This is a genomic window from Nocardiopsis sp. TSRI0078 (assembly GCF_001905145.1).
Taxonomy (GTDB): Bacteria; Actinomycetota; Actinomycetes; order Streptosporangiales; family Streptosporangiaceae; genus Nocardiopsis.
The window spans coordinates 35,588-53,921 of sequence record NZ_LWLB01000005.1 but is presented as its reverse complement, the minus strand read 5'-3'; the positions used below and the strand labels follow the sequence as shown (position 1 = coordinate 53,921).

Below are 18,334 nucleotides of genomic sequence, written 5' to 3'. Positions count from 1 at the left end.
CCCATACCTAGGCCAGGTGCAGACCATGGAACCAACCATCGCCCTCATCATCCTCGCGGTCGTAGTCGTCGCCGTCGCCCTGTCGGCGATCCGTATCGTCCCTCAGGCGAGGGCGTACAACATCGAACGCTTCGGCCGCTACACGCGCACCCTCGGCCCCGGCCTGAACTTCCTCATCCCGGGCGTCGACCGGGTCAACACCAAGTTCGACCTCCGTGAGCAGGTCTTCACCTCGCGCCCGCAGCCGGTGATCACCGAGGACAACCTCGTCGTCAACATAGACACCGTCCTCTACTACCAGATCACCCAGCCCAAGGCCGCGGCCTACGAGGTCGCCAACTACATCCAGGCCATCGACCAGCTCACCGTCACCACGCTGCGCAACGTCATAGGCTCCATGGACCTGGAGCGCACGCTCACCTCCCGCGAGGAGATCAACACCCGCCTGCGCGGCGTCCTGGACGAGACCACCGGCAAGTGGGGGATCCGCATCAACCGGGTCGAGATCAAGGCCATCGACCCGCCGCCCACCATCAAGGAGGCGATGGAGAAGCAGATGCGGGCCGACCGCGACAAGCGCGCGGCCATCCTCCACGCCGAGGGTGAGCGCCAGGCCCGCATCCTCAAGGCCGAGGGCGCCCGCCAGCAGGCCATCCTGGAGGCCCAGGGCGACCAGCAGGCCGCGATCCTGCGCGCTGACGGTGAGGCCCAGGCGATCGAGCGCGTGTTCCAGGCCGTGCACACCAACAACGCCGACGCCAAGCTGCTCGCCTACAAGTACCTGGAGACCCTGCCGAGCCTCGCGCAGGGCGAGGGCAACACCTTCTGGGTGATCCCGGGTGAGCTCACCGAGGCGGTCAAGAACGTCTCGCACGCCTTCTCCGGCAACGCCTCCCAGGAGGAGCCCTCCACGGAGAAGGAGGACGGGGGGACCCCGGGCGGTCCGGCGCAGATCGGCGCACCCGATCCCGTCCAGTCCTCCTCCGCCCAGGCCGCCGCGGACGCCGCCGAGGCGGCTGAGCGGGCGGTCGCCGACGCACGCGACGACGTCCGCCGGGCCGGAGCGAGGACGGGTACGACACCGGAACCGCGCGAGGAGGACTAGTTCCTCGGAAAGGACCGGGGGAGGGCGGGCGCCCTCCCCCGAGCCGTGTCCGGGCGGCGCAGGTTCAGACCAGCAGCAGCTTTCCGGTGGTCCTGCGCGAGGCCAGGTCGCTCTGTGCGCGTCCGGCCTCGGCCAGCGGGTAGCGGCCGCCGATCCGCACGTCCAGGCGGCCCGCCTCCACCAGCGCGAAGAGGTCGCGTGCCCGCCCCAGCAGCTCCTCGCGGTCGGCCACGAAGTAGGCCAGCGAGGGCCGGGTCAGGTACACGGAACCGGCGGAGTTGAGCCGCTGCGGGTCCACCGGGGCCACGGCGCCGGAGGACTGCCCGAACAGGGCCAGCACACCGCGCGGGCGCAGCGAGGCCAGGCTGGCGTCGAAGGTGTCCCTGCCCACGCCGTCGTAGACCGCGGCGACGCCCTCGCCGCCGGTGAGTTCGCGCACCGCCTCGGCGACGGGGGTCTCGGTGTAGCGGACGACCTCGTCCGCGCCCGCCTCGCGCGCGATGCGCTCCTTCTCCTCGGTGGAGACGGTGCCGATGACGCGCGCTCCGCGCTCCTTGGCCAGCTGCGTGACCAGCAGCCCGGTGCCGCCCGCCGCGGCGTGCACCAGCACGGTGTCGCCCTCGGAGACCGGGTACACCGAGCGGACGAGGTAGTGGGCGGTCATGCCCTGCAGGAGCAGGGCGGCGGCCTGCTCACCGGGGACCGCGTCCGGGACGGGCACGACCAGGGAGGCCCCGACCACGGCCCGGTCGGCGTAGGCGCCGGGGGCCATCGCCCAGCCGACCCGCTGCCCGACGGACAGGCCGGTGACGCCGTCGCCCACGGCGGCGACCACGCCGGCGGCCTCCATGCCGGGGACGTAGGGGAGCGGGACGTCGTACAGGCCGCTGCGCTGGTAGATGTCGATGAAGTTGACCCCGCGGGCCTCCACGTCGACCAGAACCTCGCCGGGGCCGGGCACGGGGTCGGCCGCCTCGGCCAGCCGCAGTACCTCGGGTCCTCCGGTCTCCTCGATCACGATGGCGCGCATGGGCCCACTGCTCCTTCCCGGTTCCGTTCCCGGCATCATGCCAGTCCGGCTCCGGGGTCCGCCACGGGTGGCCGGGCCCCCTACCTTCCGTCCTCCTCGATGATCTCGTGGAGTTCGAGGTCGGTGAAGAACACCCCGAGCGGATCGTCGCCCCACCCCTGACGGATCACCAGGCCGATCCGGCGCCGGTCCTGCGCCTCCTCGGCGTCGTCGGGGAGGGGCTCCTCGTCCACCGTGGTCAGGACGTGCTCCTCGTTGACCCACATGGCAAGCTCCATGGTGTCCGCGTCCTCGTCGAAGCGGCAGGCCATCGTGACGGTGTTGGTGGGGACCGCCTCGGCGTCGAAGCCGTACGGGTCGGCGCCGCCCTCGTAGCCGTACTCGTCGCGCACCGACTCGTCGAAGAGCGGGTAGGGGGTGTAGCCGGGCACGTCGGTGGTCTCCCCGAGGACCCCGTCGCCCTCCGTCTCGCTCATCCGGCGGATCGACGCTCCCTGGCCGTCGTAGCGCAGCAGGGCCTCGTACTGGCTGCGGCCGTCCTCGCCGTCGTTGTCCCAGCAGCGCACGCCGAACCAGGCCTGTGCGGGCCCCTCGACCACGTACGCGGTGGTGCTGACCAGGACGCTCGGGGGAAGCGCCTCCTCCTGCTCCACGACCTCGCCGCGGCTGGGCTGGGATCCGGGGTCGAGCTGGACCAGGATGCCGCGCTTCTCGGCCCAGTAGCCGTCGGACTCCCCGTGCTCGAAGGTGGCGCTGACCCAGCCGGGGTCGGAGCTGAAGTCGGGGGTGTAGAGGGAGACGGTGTTCTCCGGGATCGCCTGCCCGCCGTCCAGCAGGACCACGGCGCCGACGGCGGCCGCCAGGACCACCGCGCCCGCGCCCGCGCCGATCACCGCCATCCTCCTGCGGCCGCGCCTGGGCGGCGTGCCGCCGGGCCGGCCCGGACCGCCCGGACCGGAGTACAGGCCGAGGGCGGGCTGGCCCTGCGGCGGGGACGCGTGGCCGCCGTGCACCTGGTGGACCGGGGGCAGGTGCCCGCCGGAGGGGCCGTGGTGCCCCGGAGTCCGCTGGGGCGGGTGTCCGCCGTACCACGTCCCCTGCTGGGGACCGGAGGGTGCGAACCCCTGGAGGTCGGGCTGCTGCTCTGGCCTGTTCTGCTGGACGGCGGGAGGCAGCTGCCCCGCCTGCCGGACCTGGTCGGGCCGCATGTGGGGCGGGTGCTGCGTGTACCGGGCCTGGCCGGGGTGGCCGCCGGGCGGTGTCGACGTACTCCGTCCGGGACCGCTCTCCTGCGGCGGCGTGCCGGCCTGCTGCGGTCCGCTCGGTGCCCGGGAGCCGGCCTCCCCGGCCTGTTCCCCGGCCTCCTGCGGGGGGCGGCCGGGGACCGGGGTGCTGCTCGGCGGGGCCCACGAGGTGCTGATGGTGCGGCTCACCTCGGCCACCTCCGGGTCGTCCTGCCCGGTCAGCCGGGCCAGGAGCTGCTTGGAGGTGGGGCGGTTCTCCGGGTTCTTGTCCAGGGCCGAGTCGACCAGGTCGTACAGGCTCGGGTCCAGGCCGTCCAGGCGGGGCGGCGCCGAGGAGATGTTGTGCAGCACGGCGGGCACCGTGGCGGCGTCGAAGGGGGCCGAGCCGGTACCGGCGAACGCCACCAGGCAGCCCCACGCGAAGATGTCGGCGGCCGCGGTGGCCTGCCGGCCCAGGATCAGCTCCGGCGCCATGTAGGAGGGCGTCCCCATGAGCTGGCTGGAGCGGGTGACTGCGCCCCCGGACTCGTCCAGGGCGCGGGCGATACCGAAGTCGATGACCTTCGGGCCGACCGGTGACAGCAGCACGTTCGCGGGCTTGAGGTCGCGGTGGACCACCCCGGAACCGTGGATCGCGGTGAGCGCAGCGGCCACGCCCATGGCCAGGCCCTCCAGGGTGCCGCCCGCCATCACGCCGTCCGCGCGCACGGCCTCGTCCAGGTTCGGGCCCGGCACGTACTCCGAGACGATGAAGAGGAGGTCGCCCTCCAGGCGTGCGTCGATCACCCCGGCGGTGGAGAAGCGTGCCACCCGGCGGGCCGACTCGACCTCGCGGGCGAAGCGGAGCCGGAAGGACTCGTCGTCGGCCAGGTCCGGGTGGATGAGCTTGACGGCGACGGGGCGGTCGGAGGCGTCCCTGGCGAGGTAGACGGTCCCCATGCCGCCCCACCCGAGACGGCTCACGATGCGGTAACCGTCGAGTTCGCGCGGATCCCCCGCGCGCAGGGGTTTGCCGCTCTGGTGCCCGTTCGACGTCACAGTTGGGGGTCCCTCGTAGGAATCGTGGAATCGGCGTCTGACAGCGTACCGATGCCGGTACGCCCGCCTGTTGCGGATCGGCTGGTCCCTGCGGGTTCACGGGGTCCGCGGCCCGTGGGACGGGGGTTCTCGGGTGGCGCGAAGATGCGCCGGGGTCGGTTCGGGCGGATCTCGGGGAGGCGGGGTTCCTCGAACAGTACGCCGGTGGGCCGGCAGCCGGAACCGGGGGCGAACCGCCTGGTGCGTCCGCCCGCGCCGGACGCGCGGGGGCGCGGGGCGGCGGTCCCGGTCACATGAGGGGATGCGGCTTGACCCGAAACAGTTCCACGGGGGCATCGGTTTCGCTAGGATCAGAACACACGTTCGAACACCTGTTCGCGTCTTCCCCACGGGTGGGTGCCCCGGTGGCGTGTGCCGAGACTGTCAGGAGGCGGATGATGCTGAGGGGAAGTGTCGTGGGACGTTACTACGGGGCGGAGGTCACCGTTGTCGAGGATGACGGGCGCCCGGCCCGGTTCACGTGGGACGGCAGGGTCTACGGGGTGCGCAGGATCCTCGAACACTGGGTCACCCTGCGCATGGACTGGAGCCCCGCTCACGAGTCCCAGGTGCCCGAGCGCAGGCACTGGCGGGTGGAGGCCGGCACGGCGCGGGCGCAGGGGGTGTACGAACTGCGCCACGACACCTCGACCGGCAGGTGGCTGCTCGCCCGGGTGTGGGGGTAGGACGTGTTTTCGCATCATTCCGGGCTCGCGTCCACCCGGCCGCCTCTCGCTCGTGCCCCTGAGCCCGGCAGGCACGACCGGGTTGGACCGCGCACCCCGTCCTGTGCGAGAGGGCCGGACCCCCGCTGTGCGGTCCCGCCGAGCCCGCGAGGCGGCGCACGGTAGGGGCGGGCGGCCGCCCGCTGACCCGGGAGCCTCCCAAAGGACACTCCCCAGAGGAGTGTCCGTCGAACACGTCCCGGGTGCCGCTGCGGGGTGGGAACCGGGGACCCGCCGGTCACACCGCCGCGGGATCAGAGCAGGTCGGCGGGCAGGAGGCTGTACACGGCCAGGTCGGCGCGGCCCTCGTGCAGCGGCATCGCGCTGCGCTCGACACCCTCGAAGCTGAACCCGGACCGCTCCGCCACCCGGCGCGAGCCGGCGTTGTCGGTGGCCGCCTTGATCTCCACCCGCTGGAAGCCCTGGCCGAGCGCCCAGCGCGAGACGGCCACGGCCGCCTCGGTCGCGTACCCGTGGCCGCGCCCCCAGGGCGAGACCCAGTACCCGACCTCGGTGGTCATCGCGGCCCACAGCGTGCGCAACAGGCCCACCGCGCCCACCAGCCGTCCGGTCCCCTGCTCCACCATGGCCCACTGCTGCCCCTCGCCGCCGATGCGCATGCCGGGAGCCAGCTCGCGGCACCACGCCTCGGCGTCCTCACGGGTGTAGGGCACACCGGGGCCGGGGAGGGGGACCCGCCGCTGGAGTTCGGGGTCGGTGCAGGAGGCGTACACGTCGTCGATGTCGTCCTCGACGAACGCGCGCAGCCGCAGGTGCTCTGTCTCCAGGATCACGGACGGCAGGATCGGTCTGCCCTGGGTGGTGGTCACGCCGGCGTCTCTCCCATCGGTTCGGGGTGCGCTCACGATATGCGCGGTTCCGACGGTCCGACACCTGCCCTCCCCCCTCCGAGCAGCGGGAGCCGGGGGCGCGGCGCCGCCTTCGGCGGGCCCGCACGGGGGACCGCGGTGTCGCGGCCCCCGGGCGCACCCGCCAGGAGTGTCCCCGGTCTCACCCCGCGGTGCCTCAGGCCAGGCCGGAGACGACTCGCCGTCGGACGGCGGAGTCGAACACCTCCGCGAACGCGTTGCCCGGGCACTCGGTCGCCAGCCAGTCGCGGTGCCGCGAGAGGGCGTCGCCCGGGGTGACCGCTCCCGTGCCCGGGTGTACGTAGTCGATGCGTGCGGCCGGGTCCACACCCGTCACCGCGCACAGCACGCGCAGCACGGCGACCAGCGAGTCCTGCGCCGCCCGGGTGGGGAGCTCGTCGGTGAAGTCCCCGAGCAGGCACACCCCCACGTTGCCGTGGTTGACCCCGTAGACGTGCCCGGCGGTCACCGAGCGGGCCCGACCGGGGACCGGTACCCCCGAGAAGACCGGAACGCGGTCCCCGCCCGAGTGGCGGCCCTCGTAGACCACCCCGTCGGGGTCGATGAGCAGGTGGTAGCCGATGTCGCCCCAGGCCTGCTGCACCGCGTGCAGGTAGTACACGGCCCGCACGTCCGCCGCGTGGTCGTTCCCGGTCGGCATCGCGGTGTGGTGCACGGTCAGCGCCTGCACCGGGTGGAACTCCGCCTCCCACAGGTCCTCGCCCCCGTCGCCGAAGCGCCAGGACTCGTCGGCGCCCCAGCCCGCGCGGGTGCGGAACGGGAGCGCGGCCGACCCGCGCGCCACGTCGGCGGACCTCGGCGGCAGCCACGCCTGTTCGGGGCCGCCCAGACGCAGCCCCTCTCCGTCGCGCAGGTTCACGGCGGCGGCCTCTCCCCTCGAACTCACCTCGTAGCCGGTGGCGCCCTCCGGCACGCGCACCAGCGCGCCCGCGGCCGGGTCCCGGTCGTCACGTCCCCCGGAGTGGAGGTGCACCGGGTGCCATCCGCCCAGGCCGTCGGCGGTCTCGAAGCGGACCGCCGCGTCGGCCTCCCCGGGGTCCCCGGTGACGGCCACCATGTCGAAGCGCATGCCGGGGCGGACGAGCCCGCCCGGTCCGGAGGGGCTCGCCAGCACCCGGGGCACGACCCGGTCGCCGGAGTCCCCGGCGAGGGCGGGGTGCGCCGTGGTGGGGGCGGTGCCCAGCGCGGTCAGTCCCGCGGCGGCGGTGGCGCCGGCCAGGAGGGTACGCCTTCGCATGTGTGTCCGTCCGTTCGGCTCGTCCGACTGGGCTCCCGGGAACGGGAACCCCGATACCCTCGCACGACTCTGTGTCCCACGTCACCAACGGCACGGCCGTAACTGTGACAGGTGACGATCCCTGTGGCAGCGAGAAACCGGTGGTGCCGTGGTGTGCGGTGGTTTCGCCGGGCGGGAGGAACGGTAGGCGGGAGGACCACATGGCCGCGGACACGGTCCGCGCCGCCACGGGGGCGCCGGGGCCGACGGCGGCGCCCCCGCCCGTCCCGATCCCCCGCGGGCGGGCCGAGCCCCGCCTCGGCGGCTTGTGGCACCCGCCCATCCCGAATGGTTATCGCACATGCTCTGACCTGGGGTGGAGAGATCGGAGTCTTCCGTAAACCCAGCGTGTCCACGCGGACTCTGGCACAGTTGGTGATGACTTGAGGGTCCCGGTATCGAGCCGGGACCGGCGGCCCGGGATCTCGGGGGACCCGTGCGAAGCACGAGAAAGCCGCTGGCTACGCTTGTCGGTCAGCATCGGATCGAGCGGAAGACGGGCCGTCGAAACACCTCTCTCGGGGGAGCGACCATGACCAAGGATGACCGCGAGGACGCCCGGCGCGGCGACGAGGGCGGCCACGAACCGCCCCGCCGGCACGGCGGCAGATCCGCTCCGGGGATGGGCCCCCGCCTCGGCGGCCTGCTGGACGGGCTTCCCGAGAGCGGGCGCGGGACCCAGGCCCAGGCGCACGGGAACGGCGCGCCGACCAACCCGTTCCGGCAGCGCCCCGCCTCGCCGGGGCCGGCCGGGCCCGTGCCCCAGGAGCCCCCGCGCCCCGCCCCCTCCGAGCCCTCCTCCCCCTACGGCGCCTTCCCCCTGGACCTCCCCCCGGCCCCCCGGGCCGAGCCCGAGGGCACGGCCGAGCCCGAGTCCGAGCCGGAGCCGGAGCCCGCGCCCGAGGCGGCGCCCCCGAGCACGACCGCGGCGCAAGCGCCGCCCCACCGCCCCAACGTCATCCCCTTCAGAGGCGGGGAGCGCGCCTTCGGCCTTGGTGCCGAGGCCGCCCGCCAGGCCTCTCCCGCACACGTGCCCGGCCAGGGGGCCGGGCACGGGGAGCAGCCCCCCGCGACCGCCGACGCAGAACAGAAGATGCACGCACACGAAGCAGCCAAGCCCCCGCCCGAGCCGCAGCGCACCGGGCCGCCGGTCCATCCCGTCCCCGGGTCCCGGGAGGCTTCCGCGGGCGCCGACGCCGGCCGGCCCGACCACGCCTACGACGACACCGAGCGCGCCGCCGTCTACAGGGCCATCCGCGAACGCCGCGACGTCCGCGTGGGATTTCGCCCCGACCCCGTCCCCCACGACGTGCTCACCCGCGTCCTGGAGGCCGCCCACCAGGCGCCCAGCATCGGCCACTCCCAGCCCTGGGACTTCCTTGTCATCGACGACCCGGGGCTGCGCGGCCGCGTCAGCGCACTCGCGGAGGCCGAGCGCGACGACTACGCGCACGCCCCGCCCAGCACGCGCGCCCGCGCCCTCTCCGGGCTCAAGGTCGAGGCGATCCTCGACGCGCCCCTGAACATCGCCGTCACCGTCGACCCCACCCGCGGCGGACGGCACACCCTGGGCCGCCACGCCAAGCCCGTGACCGCCTCCCACTCCGCGGCGCTCGCCGCGGAGAACCTCTGGATCGCCGCACGCGCCGAGGGCCTGGGGGTCGGCTGGGTCACCTTCGTCGACGAGCGCGACGTGGCCCGCGCCCTCGAACTCCCCTCCCACCTGGACGTGGTCGCCTACCTGTGCGTCGGCTATGTGGAGGAGTTCCCCACCGAACCCGAACCCGGCCTCTCCGGCTGGGCCCGGGAACGCCCCCTGTCCTGGGCGGTGCACCACGACCGCTACGGTCGCCGCGGTCTGCCCGGCCAGGAGCCCACGAGCCTGCTGGAGGAGACCATCACCGCCATCGGAGCGCTGAACACCCGCGCGGTGGAGGAGGCCAGGGACCGGCAGGACCGGATGACCAAGCCGCCCGGCTCCCTCGGTGCCCTGGAGGAGGTCTCGGTCCAGCTCGCCGGGCTCGCCGGGGAGTGCCCCCCGCCCGTACCCGAGCCGGCCGCCGTCGCCGTGTTCGCGGGCGACCACGGCGTACACGCCCAGGGGGTGACCGCCTGGCCCCAGGAGGTCACCGCCCAGATGGTGCACAACTTCCTGGAGGGCGGCGCGGTCGTCAACGCCTTCGCCTCCCAGGTCGGCGCCGAGGTCACCGTGGTGGACGTCGGCGTGGCCGGCGACCTGCCCGACGCCGTGGGCCTGCTGTCCCGCAAGGTCGCGCGGGGCACCGCCGACTTCACCCAGGGCCCCGCGCTCACCCGCGAGCAGGCCCTCCAGGCGCTGGAGGGCGGTATCGAGGTCGCCCGCGACCTGGTCTCGGCGGGCAACCGCTGCCTGGTCACCGGCGACATGGGCATCGCCAACACCACCCCGGCCGCCGCCCTGGTGTGCGCCTTCACCGGTGCGGACCCGGCGCAGGCCACCGGCCGCGGCACCGGCGTGGACGACGCCATGTACGCGCACAAGATCGACGTGGTGCGGCGCGCCCTGGCCGCGAACCCGGTCGACCCGGACGACCCCGTCGGCACCCTCGCGGCGCTGGGCGGTCTGGAGCACGCGGCCCTGGCCGGTTTCGTGCTCGGCGGTGCGGCCCTGCGCGTCCCGGTCCTGCTCGACGGGGTCATCTCGGGCTCGGCCGCCCTGGCCGCCGCCGCGATGTCCCCGGAGGCGGTCGGCGCCTGCTTCGCGGGACACCGCTCCAGCGAACCCGGCCACAGCCTGGTCCTGGAGCACCTGGGCCTGCGGCCCCTGATCGACCTGGAGATGCGCCTGGGCGAGGGCTCCGGCGCACTGCTGGCACTGCCGCTGCTCCAGGGCTCGGCGCGCGTCCTGCGCGACGTCGCCACCTTCGAGGACGCGGGCGTGTCCGCCGCGCACTGACGGCGGCCCCGGCCCCGCCCGCACCGGCTCCGGTGCGGGCGGGCTCACACTCCTCGGGCGTGGCCCGTTTACGCCCGTGTAACACCTGTTTGACAACGTACTGTGAAGCAATCACCGACATCGCCGGTGGCTGGTGTGCCTCCTGCCGCCAGCACCCCGCCGTCGTCGCCGGGGGCCGGTACGGACGACCGAAGGGGCGCGATCCGTGACCTATCTCCTTGGTCTGCGCATGCAAGACCGTGACGTCCTCGTCGTCGGCGGGGGCAGGGTCGCCCAGCGCCGGGTGCCCGTACTGATCGAGGCCGGCGCCCGGGTCACCCTCATCGCCCCCGCGGTCTCCGCGGCCCTGGAGGACCTCTCCTCGGCCGGGCACCTCACCTGGCACCGCCGCCCCTACGCCCCCGGCGACGTCGCCGGACCGGACGCCCCCGCCTACTGGCTCGTCCACGCCGCCACCGACGACCCCGGCGTGAACGCCGCCGTCGCCGAGGAGGCCGAGGGCGCCCGCGTGTGGTGCGTGCGCGCCGACGACCGGAACGCCTCCTCCGCATGGACCCCCGCCAGCGGCACCGCGGGCGGGATCACCGTCGGCGTCGTCGCCTCGGGTGATCCCCGGCGCGCGGCCGGGCTGCGTGACGCGGTCGTCGACGGCCTCTCCGACGGCACCCTCGACGCCCGCCGCGGGCGCGAGCGCCTCCGCGGCGTCGCACTCGTGGGGGGCGGTCCCGGGGATCCCGGTCTGATCACGGTTCGGGGGCAGCAACTCCTGTCCCAGGCCGACGTGGTGGTGGTCGACCGGCTCGCCCCGACCTCCCTGCTGGACCGCCTGCCCGCCGACGTCGAGGTCATCGACGCCGCCAAGATCCCCTACGGCCGGTCCATGACCCAGGAGGACATCAACGCCGTCCTGGTCGACCGCGCGCGGCAGGGCAGGTTCGTGGTACGCCTCAAGGGCGGCGACTCCTTCCTGTTCGGCCGCGGCGGCGAGGAGGCCGCCGCCTGCGCCGCCGCCGGGGTCCCCGTCATCGCCGTGCCCGGTGTGACCAGCGCGCTCGCCGCCCCGGCCAGCGCGGGCATCCCCGCCACCCACCGGGGCGTGGCCCAGGACGTGCACATCGTCTCCGCGCATGTTCCACCGGGGGACGAGCGCTCCACGGTCGACTGGTCCGGCCTGGCCCGCGCGGGCGGTACCGTCGTGGTCCTCATGGGGATGGAGCGCATCGAGGCGGTCGCCGACGCCCTCGTCTCCCACGGGCGCTCCTCCGACACGCCCGTCGCCGTGGTACAAGAAGCCACACTGCCGGGCCAGCGGACCGTCACGGGTACGCTGGCCACCATCGCCTCGTCGGTCCGATCGGCCGGAGTGCGACCCCCTGCGGTGGTGATCATCGGAGAAGTGGTCAAAACAGCGCGGGAACTTGACATACTGCACACGGGGACCCAGTTCGAGACCCGTCGACTGGCGACCGGGCGCGATCTCCAGTGAGACCTCCGTCCGCGGCGTACGTCGTTCACGCGGCGGGGGACCGTCAGCACCGATGAGGAGGGCACACCGATCATGACCCGGCCGTCGGCAGCACCGGGGACCACAGGTCCCGGTGCCCCGGACCGGTTCGGAACCGGACCGGCCGCCACCTCCGACCAGCCCGCCCCGGGCCCCGGGCCCGCGCCCGACGCGGACGCCGGCGCCCGCGTCGGGCCCACCGCCCCGGTCCCCGGGGGACCGGCCAAGCACCGTGCCTCCGCGCCCGAGGACGACCGTCTCGAACAGGTCCTGGAATCGCTGCGCAGGCACATCCGTGACCTGGAGTTCGCCGACGGCCTGCCGGGTGCCGAGGAGGGTCGCACCCTCCAGGCCGACGTGCTCGCCCAACTGTCCGACTACGTCCTGCCCCGGGTGCGCCGCTCCGACATCCCGCTGCTGATCGCTGTCGCCGGCTCCACCGGCGCGGGCAAGTCCACCCTGGTCAACAGCCTGGTCGGCGAACAGGTCACCACCACCGGCGTGCGCCGCCCCACCACCAACAGCCCCGTCCTGGCCTGCAACCCCGCCGACGTCGACTGGTTCAGCGAGGCCTCCTTCATCCCGTCCCTGCCGCGCGTGCGCCAGCAGGGCCTGGCGATGCCGGGCAAGGACGGCATGCTGGTGCTGGCCGCCACCGAGGCCATGCCCCGGGGCGTGGCCCTGCTCGACACCCCCGACGTCGACTCCGCCGTCGCCGCCCACCACGAGTTCGCGGCCAAGTTCCTCGACGCCGCCGACCTGTGGATGTTCGTCACCACCAGCACCCGCTACGCCGACGCGCGTGTGTGGGAGTTCCTGCAGGTCGCCCGCGACCGCGACACCTCCCTGGCGGTCGTGCTCTCCCGGGTGCCGCGCAGGGGGCGGCGCCAGCTCCTGGACCACTTCGGGGCCATGCTGGAGGCCAACGGGCTGGGCGCGGCCGCCAGGTTCGCCATCCCCGAGACCGACCAGATCCGCGGAGAGCGCTTCACCTCCAACGTCGCCGACCACATCCGCGGCTACCTGGCCGACGTCGCGGGAGAGGCCGAGCAGCGCGACCGCGTCACCCGGCGCACCTTCATCGGCGTCATCGACAGCTTCCGCTCCCGGGTGCCCGGACTGGCCCGCCAGGTGGAGGCGCAGATCGAGACCGGGCGCACGTTCGCCACCGCCGTGGACGACTCCTACGCCACCGCGCGCCACCGCATCGAGACCGGCCTGGGCGACGGATCCCTGCTGCGCGGGTCGCTGATGGCCCGCTGGCAGGAGGTGGCCGCCGGGGGAGAGCTCGCCAGGAGCCTGCGCCTGCGCGGGAAGCGCGCGCGCAGGGCGCGCCGCGCCGAGCAGGCCGAGCGCAGCCAGCGGGTGAGCGCCCTGGAACGGGCCGTCCGCGACGCCCTGGAGGCCCTCGTGGTCTCCGCATGCGAACGCGCCTCCGACGAGATCGAGCAGAGGTGGCGGGAGGTGCCCGGGGGCGGCGACCTGGCCGTCAAGGCCCTCAACCAGCCCGGAACCGGCCTGCTGGCCCAGCAGATCCGCCAGGAGATCACCGAGTGGCAGCGCGAGGTCGCCGAGATGACCACCGCCAGCGGCGCCACCAAGCGGTCCGTGGCCCGGTTCGTCACCTTCGACCACGACATCGTCGCCCTGGTCCTGATCATCGACCTGCTCGGCTACGAGCGGTCCCGCTCCGGAGGCGGCGCCCACGCGGCCGACCCCTCCGGTCCCTCCCCGCAGCGCCTGCTCAAGGGGCTGTTCGGCGCCCAGTCACTGCGTAGCATTGGCGCATCGGCGCGGGAGGACCTGCGCCGGCGCGTCCTCGGGCTGCTCGACCGCGAGCGCGTGCCCTTCGACAACGCCCTGGCGTCGGCCGGAATCCCGTCCGAGGACAGCGCCGTCCAGCTCTACCAGGCCACGTACAACCTTGAGATAACGAGATGACGACTCAGTGGAACCCGGCGCAGGCGCACGGGGAACCCGGCGCGCGAGACCGTGCCGAGGGCGAGGACCGCGAGAGCGGCCGCCCCGCGCCCGGTGCCCGGGACGAGGAGCGCACCCGAAGCGAGGCCCGGCCCGAGGGCGGACCGTGGCGCGGTTACACCATGCCGGTCCCCGAGCATCCCGAGCACTCCGCCTCCGGAGAGGACCCCGAGGAGCCCGCCTACGACGGTATCGCCGGCTATCCGGACCCGTCCGGAGCCATCGCGTCGAGGACGGCCTCCCAGGGCGGCGAGAACGCGCCGGAGGGTGAGGGAGCGGCCCCGGGTGGGCCCGAGGCCTCCCCGGGCGCGCAGCGGCGCTCAGGGCGGCACGCACGGCACTCCGCGGCTCCCGGACGCGACCACGGGAGTGCCCGCCGTGCCGACGCCGCCGAGGCGGCCGGTGCCGCGGACCGGGGCGACCACGAGGACCCCGACGGACTCGCCGGATGGGTCGGCAGCCTCGCCGACGCGGTCGACGACACCCGCATCGCCGGACGCAACACCGGCGCCTTCCCGGCCGTGGGGCAGCAGCGGGACACCGAGGGCGGCGGACCGGCCGACCAGGGGACCCGCTCCCGCGGGTCCTCCGGGGCGCGGGCCCGCGGCGGTGCGCCCACCTGGGTCCCCGGCCCGGACGAGAAGGACGAACGGACCGGGGAGCACACCGCCTCCGGCACCGGACCGGGCCCGCGGCAGGAGCAGCGCGCCTCCCCGCCCGTGTCCGGGGCCGAGCCCGGGGCCGCGGAGTCCGGGGGCGACGGGGCCGCCGCCCGGGCACCGGAGGAGCCCGAACCGCTGCCACGCCGCGTTCCCGGACCCTCCGCCGTCTCCGGCGCCTTCCGCGCCGTGGGTTCCGACACCGCGGCCGAGGAGACGCGGGAGGCCGGGGAGGAAGAGGAGTACCGCCCCACCACCCACGACACCTGGGAGCCCGCCCGGACCATCACCCGCGCCGAGCTGATCGAGCGCCTGGACGCGCTGGCCACCCTCACCGAGCTGGGCCGGGAGGACCTGCCGCAGGAGCTCACCGCGCGGTCCGCCCAGCTGCTCGACCACGCGGGCGCCCGGCTGCGACTGTCGGGCGACCACACCGTGGTCGCGCTCGCGGGGGGCACCGGCAGCGGCAAGTCCTCGCTGTTCAACGCCCTGTGCGGACTCCAGCTGTCGCAGACCGGCGTCACCCGGCCCACGACCTCCAAGGCGCACGCCTGCGTGTGGGGGCATGAGGGGGCCGACGCCCTCCTGAGCTGGCTGGGCGTTCCCACCCGCTACCGGCACTCGCGCACCAGCGTCCTGGACGCGGGCAACTCCGAGCTGACCGGGCTGGTCCTGCTCGACCTGCCCGACCACGACTCGGTCCGCAGCATGCACACCGCCGAGGCCGACCGGCTCATCGGCTCGGTCGACCTGCTGGTGTGGGTACTGGACCCGCAGAAGTACGCCGACGCGGCGGTGCACCACCGCTACCTGGCGCAGATGGCCGGACACGGTGCGGTCACCGTCGCCGTCCTCAACCAGGTCGACAAGGTCGGGTCCGACGAGCTGGAGGAGCTGCTCACCGACCTGCGCCGCCTGCTGGAGTCGGAGTCGGGGGTGCACCCGCGGGTGATCACCACCTCCACGGTCACCGGCCAGGGCATCCGCGACCTGCGCGAGTTCCTCGCCGGGACGGTGCGCGAGCGGCGTGCGCTGGTGGACCGCCTGGCCGCCGACCTCGACCAGGTGATCGGGCCCTTCGAGGAGTTCTACGGCGAGACGGTTCCCGAGGCCGTCCCGGCCCAGGTGCGCACCCGGATCCAGGAGGGCCTGGCCAGCGCGGCCGGGGTGGCGGCGGTCGCCGACGTCACCGAGACCAACGACGTCAGGCGCGGCAAGCGCCAGGTCGGCTGGCCCGTCGCCCGCCGCGCGGTGCGGCTGCGCAAGGACCCGCTCGCCGCGGTACAGCTCGACTTCCTGCGCCGCGACAGCGAGAACGGCGTGAGCGGCCCGGTGGACGCGCACGAGGCCGAGCTGGAGACCGTTCTGGGCGAGGCCGCCGACACCGTCTCGGAGGGGATGCCCGCGCCCTGGCGCCGCCGGATGCGCGCCGCCGCGCGCAGCGGGGTGCCCGAGCTCCCGGCCGAACTGGGTGAGGCCGTCTCCGGGGCGGTCGGCGACCCCGACCTGAGCCCGCCGTGGTGGAGGGTGGCCCGCGCGTCCCAGTACGCGCTGCTGGCGGTCGCGGGTGTGGGACTGGCCTGGGCCGTCGTGGCGCTGCTGAGCTGGTTCGGCGGCGGCATCACCGGGCTGCGGGCGTTCGACGACCCCCTGTTCGCCCTCTACTCCGGTGCCGTGGTGGTCGCCGCCCTGCTGGTGGGATGGCTGACCGGGGTGGGCTGCGGGAACCTCGTGGAGGTGGCCGCGGTCCAGCGCCGCGAGGACGTGGAGAGAGCGGCCCAGGTCCGGGTCCGGGAGATCACCGGACTGCGGGTGGTGGAGCCGATGGAGGCCGAGCTGGCCAGGTACCGGGCCTTCCGCGCGGCCTACGAGGTGGCCAGGACCCCGGACTGACGCGGGCCCCGGCGGTGGCGGGAGACGCCGTCCCGCCGGCGTCCCTGCTCCGTCCGACGGCCCGGGGGCGGGCGGCACGGTGCCGCCCGCCCCCGGCTTTCGTCGGACGTGTCAGGTCCAGTGAACGCTGTTGAACATGTGTGCTCCTTGAGGTCGGGTGCCGTGGAGTCCGGACGGCCGGGGCCCCAGGCGGTCGGCGCCCCGTGCCACGGGTGGCCACCATCCGGCTTCCTAAGGCAGGATGCCCCAAAAATCGATCTCCTCCAAGCTTCGCGTCGTTCGTCCTGGAGGGCGGCATGAGCGACGGCCTGCACCCTTCATACAATGAGCAATTAAGATATTACCCAACGTAATGTAAAGTGGTTTCGGTAACGCTGGTACTACGCGCCGAACAACTTTTCGGAATCACGGGTACCCAGGTGTCGTCACCGAGTGGCACCGTAAGGGAACGCGGGGCCGATCCGACCCGTCGAAAGGAGAACTTTGGAAGGCGGTGGGCCCATCAGAGACGGATACGGGGGTCGGACGGCAGAGCGCGACATGGTCGGGAGGACGGATCGGTGAGCATCTCGGAGAAGCCGGTGGCGCCCGGGGAGAATCCTGCTGAGGAGCAGCGGCGCTGGCCGATCCTGCAGCATCCCCGGATCCTGTTCGCCTACCTGGTGTTTCTCCTGACCGCCGCGCTGTTCCTGTTCGGTGTGAGCGCGGCCCTGGTCACCTTCACATGGCGGGACCTGGCCACCTTCGCGGCGCTCGTCGTCTGCGCGGCGGTCTGTGTGGAGGCCATCCGCCGCCTCGGGATGCCCGGCGTGCCCGCCGGGTTCGCCCGCGACCTGCTGGGAGCGTGGTGGTTCCCCGCCGTGCTCCTCCTGCCTCCCGTGTACTCGCTCCTCATCCCCATCCCCGTCTTCATCCTGCTCCAGTTCCGCGCACGGCGGGCACTGGTGCACCGGCGGGTGTTCAACGGGACCTCGATCGCACTGTCGGGATTCTTGACCTCGGTGGTCTGGCACGCCGTCCAGGGCGGCGGGATCGAGGCCGGCCTGAGCGGTGTCCCCGACGCCCACGAGAGCCTGGCCACCGGTACGGGCGTGCTCGTGGCGGTGCTGTGCTGCGCCGGGTTCACGATCCTCAACACGTTCATCGTCGTGGTGGCCGCGCGGACCAGCAACGGCCCCGGGCAGCCCCTCCGGCCGATGTGGGACCGCGAGGCCTTCACCGTGGACGCCGTCGAGTTATGTGTCGGCGTCACCGTCGCCATCCTCGCCCACCTGTCGCTCTTCCTGCTGGTCATCGCCGTCCCCCCGGTGCTGCTCCTGCAGCGCAGCCTGCTGTACCAGCAGCTGCAGATGGCCGTCCGGACCGATCCCAAGACGGGTCTGCTCAACGCACCGACCTGGGAGCAGGAGGCGTCGGTGGAGATCGCCAGGGCGCACTCCTCGCGGGGCCGGGCCGCGGTGCTGATCATCGACATCGACCACTTCAAGAGGGTCAACGACAACCACGGGCACCTGTTCGGCGACCAGGTGCTGCTGGGCGTGGCCACCACCATCGCCCAGCAGCTGCGCCAGTCCGACCTGCTCGGCCGCTTCGGCGGGGAGGAGTTCGTGGTGCTGCTGCCCGGCTCCGACACCACCGAGGCCTGGCAGGCCGCCGAGCGCCTGCGCTCCCAGGTGGGGTCCATGGAGATCGCGGTGGACGAGGTGCCGGTGTCCATCACCATCTCGATCGGTGTGGCCGTCATCGGCGACCACGGCAACGACCTGGTGGAGCTGCTCACCGCGGCCGACCTCGCGCTCTACCGGGCCAAGGAGACCGGCCGCAACCGCGTGTGCCTGCCCGCCGGGGGCACCGGTGTCGGGGGCGGTGTCGGCGGCAGGATCCCCGGGCCCAGGGGAGGGGAGATCCCCGGTCGCACGGCGTCCGCCGACCCCGGCGACCCCACGGAGATCCCCTGATCCGCGTGTCCGCGGCTCCCGGGCGTTGTCCACAGCCCCCGGTCGGCCATTGTGCGGG

At 74.0% G+C, this 18,334-nt stretch carries 11 protein-coding genes; 7 read left to right on the top strand and 4 right to left on the bottom strand.

Going from position 1 to position 18,334, the window contains the following annotated elements; translation table 11 throughout:
* The first annotated feature begins 25 nt into the window (after window positions 1-25).
* The gene (locus A6A08_RS06830; protein WP_073701692.1) at window positions 26-1,105 is read left to right on the top strand and encodes an SPFH domain-containing protein; all 1,080 of its coding nucleotides are present in this window, start codon (window positions 26-28) and stop codon (window positions 1,103-1,105) included.
* 64 nt (window positions 1,106-1,169) lie between these two features.
* Here A6A08_RS06830 and A6A08_RS06825 read toward each other — a convergent pair whose 3' ends face one another.
* Window positions 1,170-2,135, bottom strand: coding sequence for a quinone oxidoreductase (locus A6A08_RS06825; protein ID WP_073701691.1), 966 nt, complete (start codon window positions 2,133-2,135; stop codon window positions 1,170-1,172).
* A gap of 80 nt (window positions 2,136-2,215) precedes the next feature.
* A complete protein-coding gene (locus tag A6A08_RS06820; RefSeq protein ID WP_073701690.1) occupies window positions 2,216-4,417 on the bottom strand; it encodes a serine/threonine-protein kinase in 2,202 nt (733 codons plus the stop codon).
* 434 nt (window positions 4,418-4,851) lie between these two features.
* Between A6A08_RS06820 and A6A08_RS06815 the strand changes: the two genes are divergently transcribed.
* Window positions 4,852-5,142, top strand: coding sequence for a DUF6504 family protein (locus A6A08_RS06815; protein WP_073701689.1), 291 nt, complete (start codon window positions 4,852-4,854; stop codon window positions 5,140-5,142).
* A 293-nt stretch (window positions 5,143-5,435) separates the two neighbouring features.
* On the opposite strand, the gene A6A08_RS06810 is transcribed toward A6A08_RS06815, so the two are convergent.
* The gene (locus A6A08_RS06810; protein ID WP_073701688.1) at window positions 5,436-6,011 is read right to left on the bottom strand and encodes a GNAT family N-acetyltransferase; all 576 of its coding nucleotides are present in this window, start codon (window positions 6,009-6,011) and stop codon (window positions 5,436-5,438) included.
* Window positions 6,012-6,207: 196 nt separating this feature from the next.
* Window positions 6,208-7,308, bottom strand: coding sequence for a peptidoglycan recognition family protein (locus A6A08_RS06805; RefSeq protein ID WP_073701687.1), 1,101 nt, complete (start codon window positions 7,306-7,308; stop codon window positions 6,208-6,210).
* A gap of 571 nt (window positions 7,309-7,879) precedes the next feature.
* Between A6A08_RS06805 and cobT the strand changes: the two genes are divergently transcribed.
* The 5 genes from cobT (at window position 7,880) to A6A08_RS06780 (ending at window position 18,276) form a co-directional block, all read left to right on the top strand.
* The gene (cobT, locus tag A6A08_RS06800; protein WP_073701686.1) at window positions 7,880-10,282 is read left to right on the top strand and encodes a nicotinate-nucleotide--dimethylbenzimidazole phosphoribosyltransferase; all 2,403 of its coding nucleotides are present in this window, start codon (window positions 7,880-7,882) and stop codon (window positions 10,280-10,282) included.
* 205 nt (window positions 10,283-10,487) lie between these two features.
* A complete protein-coding gene (gene cobA / locus A6A08_RS06795; RefSeq protein WP_073701685.1) occupies window positions 10,488-11,768 on the top strand; it encodes a uroporphyrinogen-III C-methyltransferase in 1,281 nt (426 codons plus the stop codon).
* A gap of 72 nt (window positions 11,769-11,840) precedes the next feature.
* Complete coding sequence (locus A6A08_RS06790) at window positions 11,841-13,727, top strand: dynamin family protein (RefSeq protein WP_073701684.1); 1,887 nt, start codon at window positions 11,841-11,843, stop codon at window positions 13,725-13,727.
* Window positions 13,724-16,318, top strand: coding sequence for a YfjP family GTPase (locus tag A6A08_RS06785; RefSeq protein ID WP_073701683.1), 2,595 nt, complete (start codon window positions 13,724-13,726; stop codon window positions 16,316-16,318). The genes A6A08_RS06790 and A6A08_RS06785 overlap by 4 nt, the downstream gene beginning before the upstream one ends.
* A gap of 560 nt (window positions 16,319-16,878) precedes the next feature.
* Window positions 16,879-18,276 (top strand): GGDEF domain-containing protein, encoded by a 1,398-nt coding sequence (locus A6A08_RS06780; protein ID WP_073701682.1) that lies wholly within the window; start codon window positions 16,879-16,881, stop codon window positions 18,274-18,276.
* Window positions 18,277-18,334: the final 58 nt, after the last annotated feature.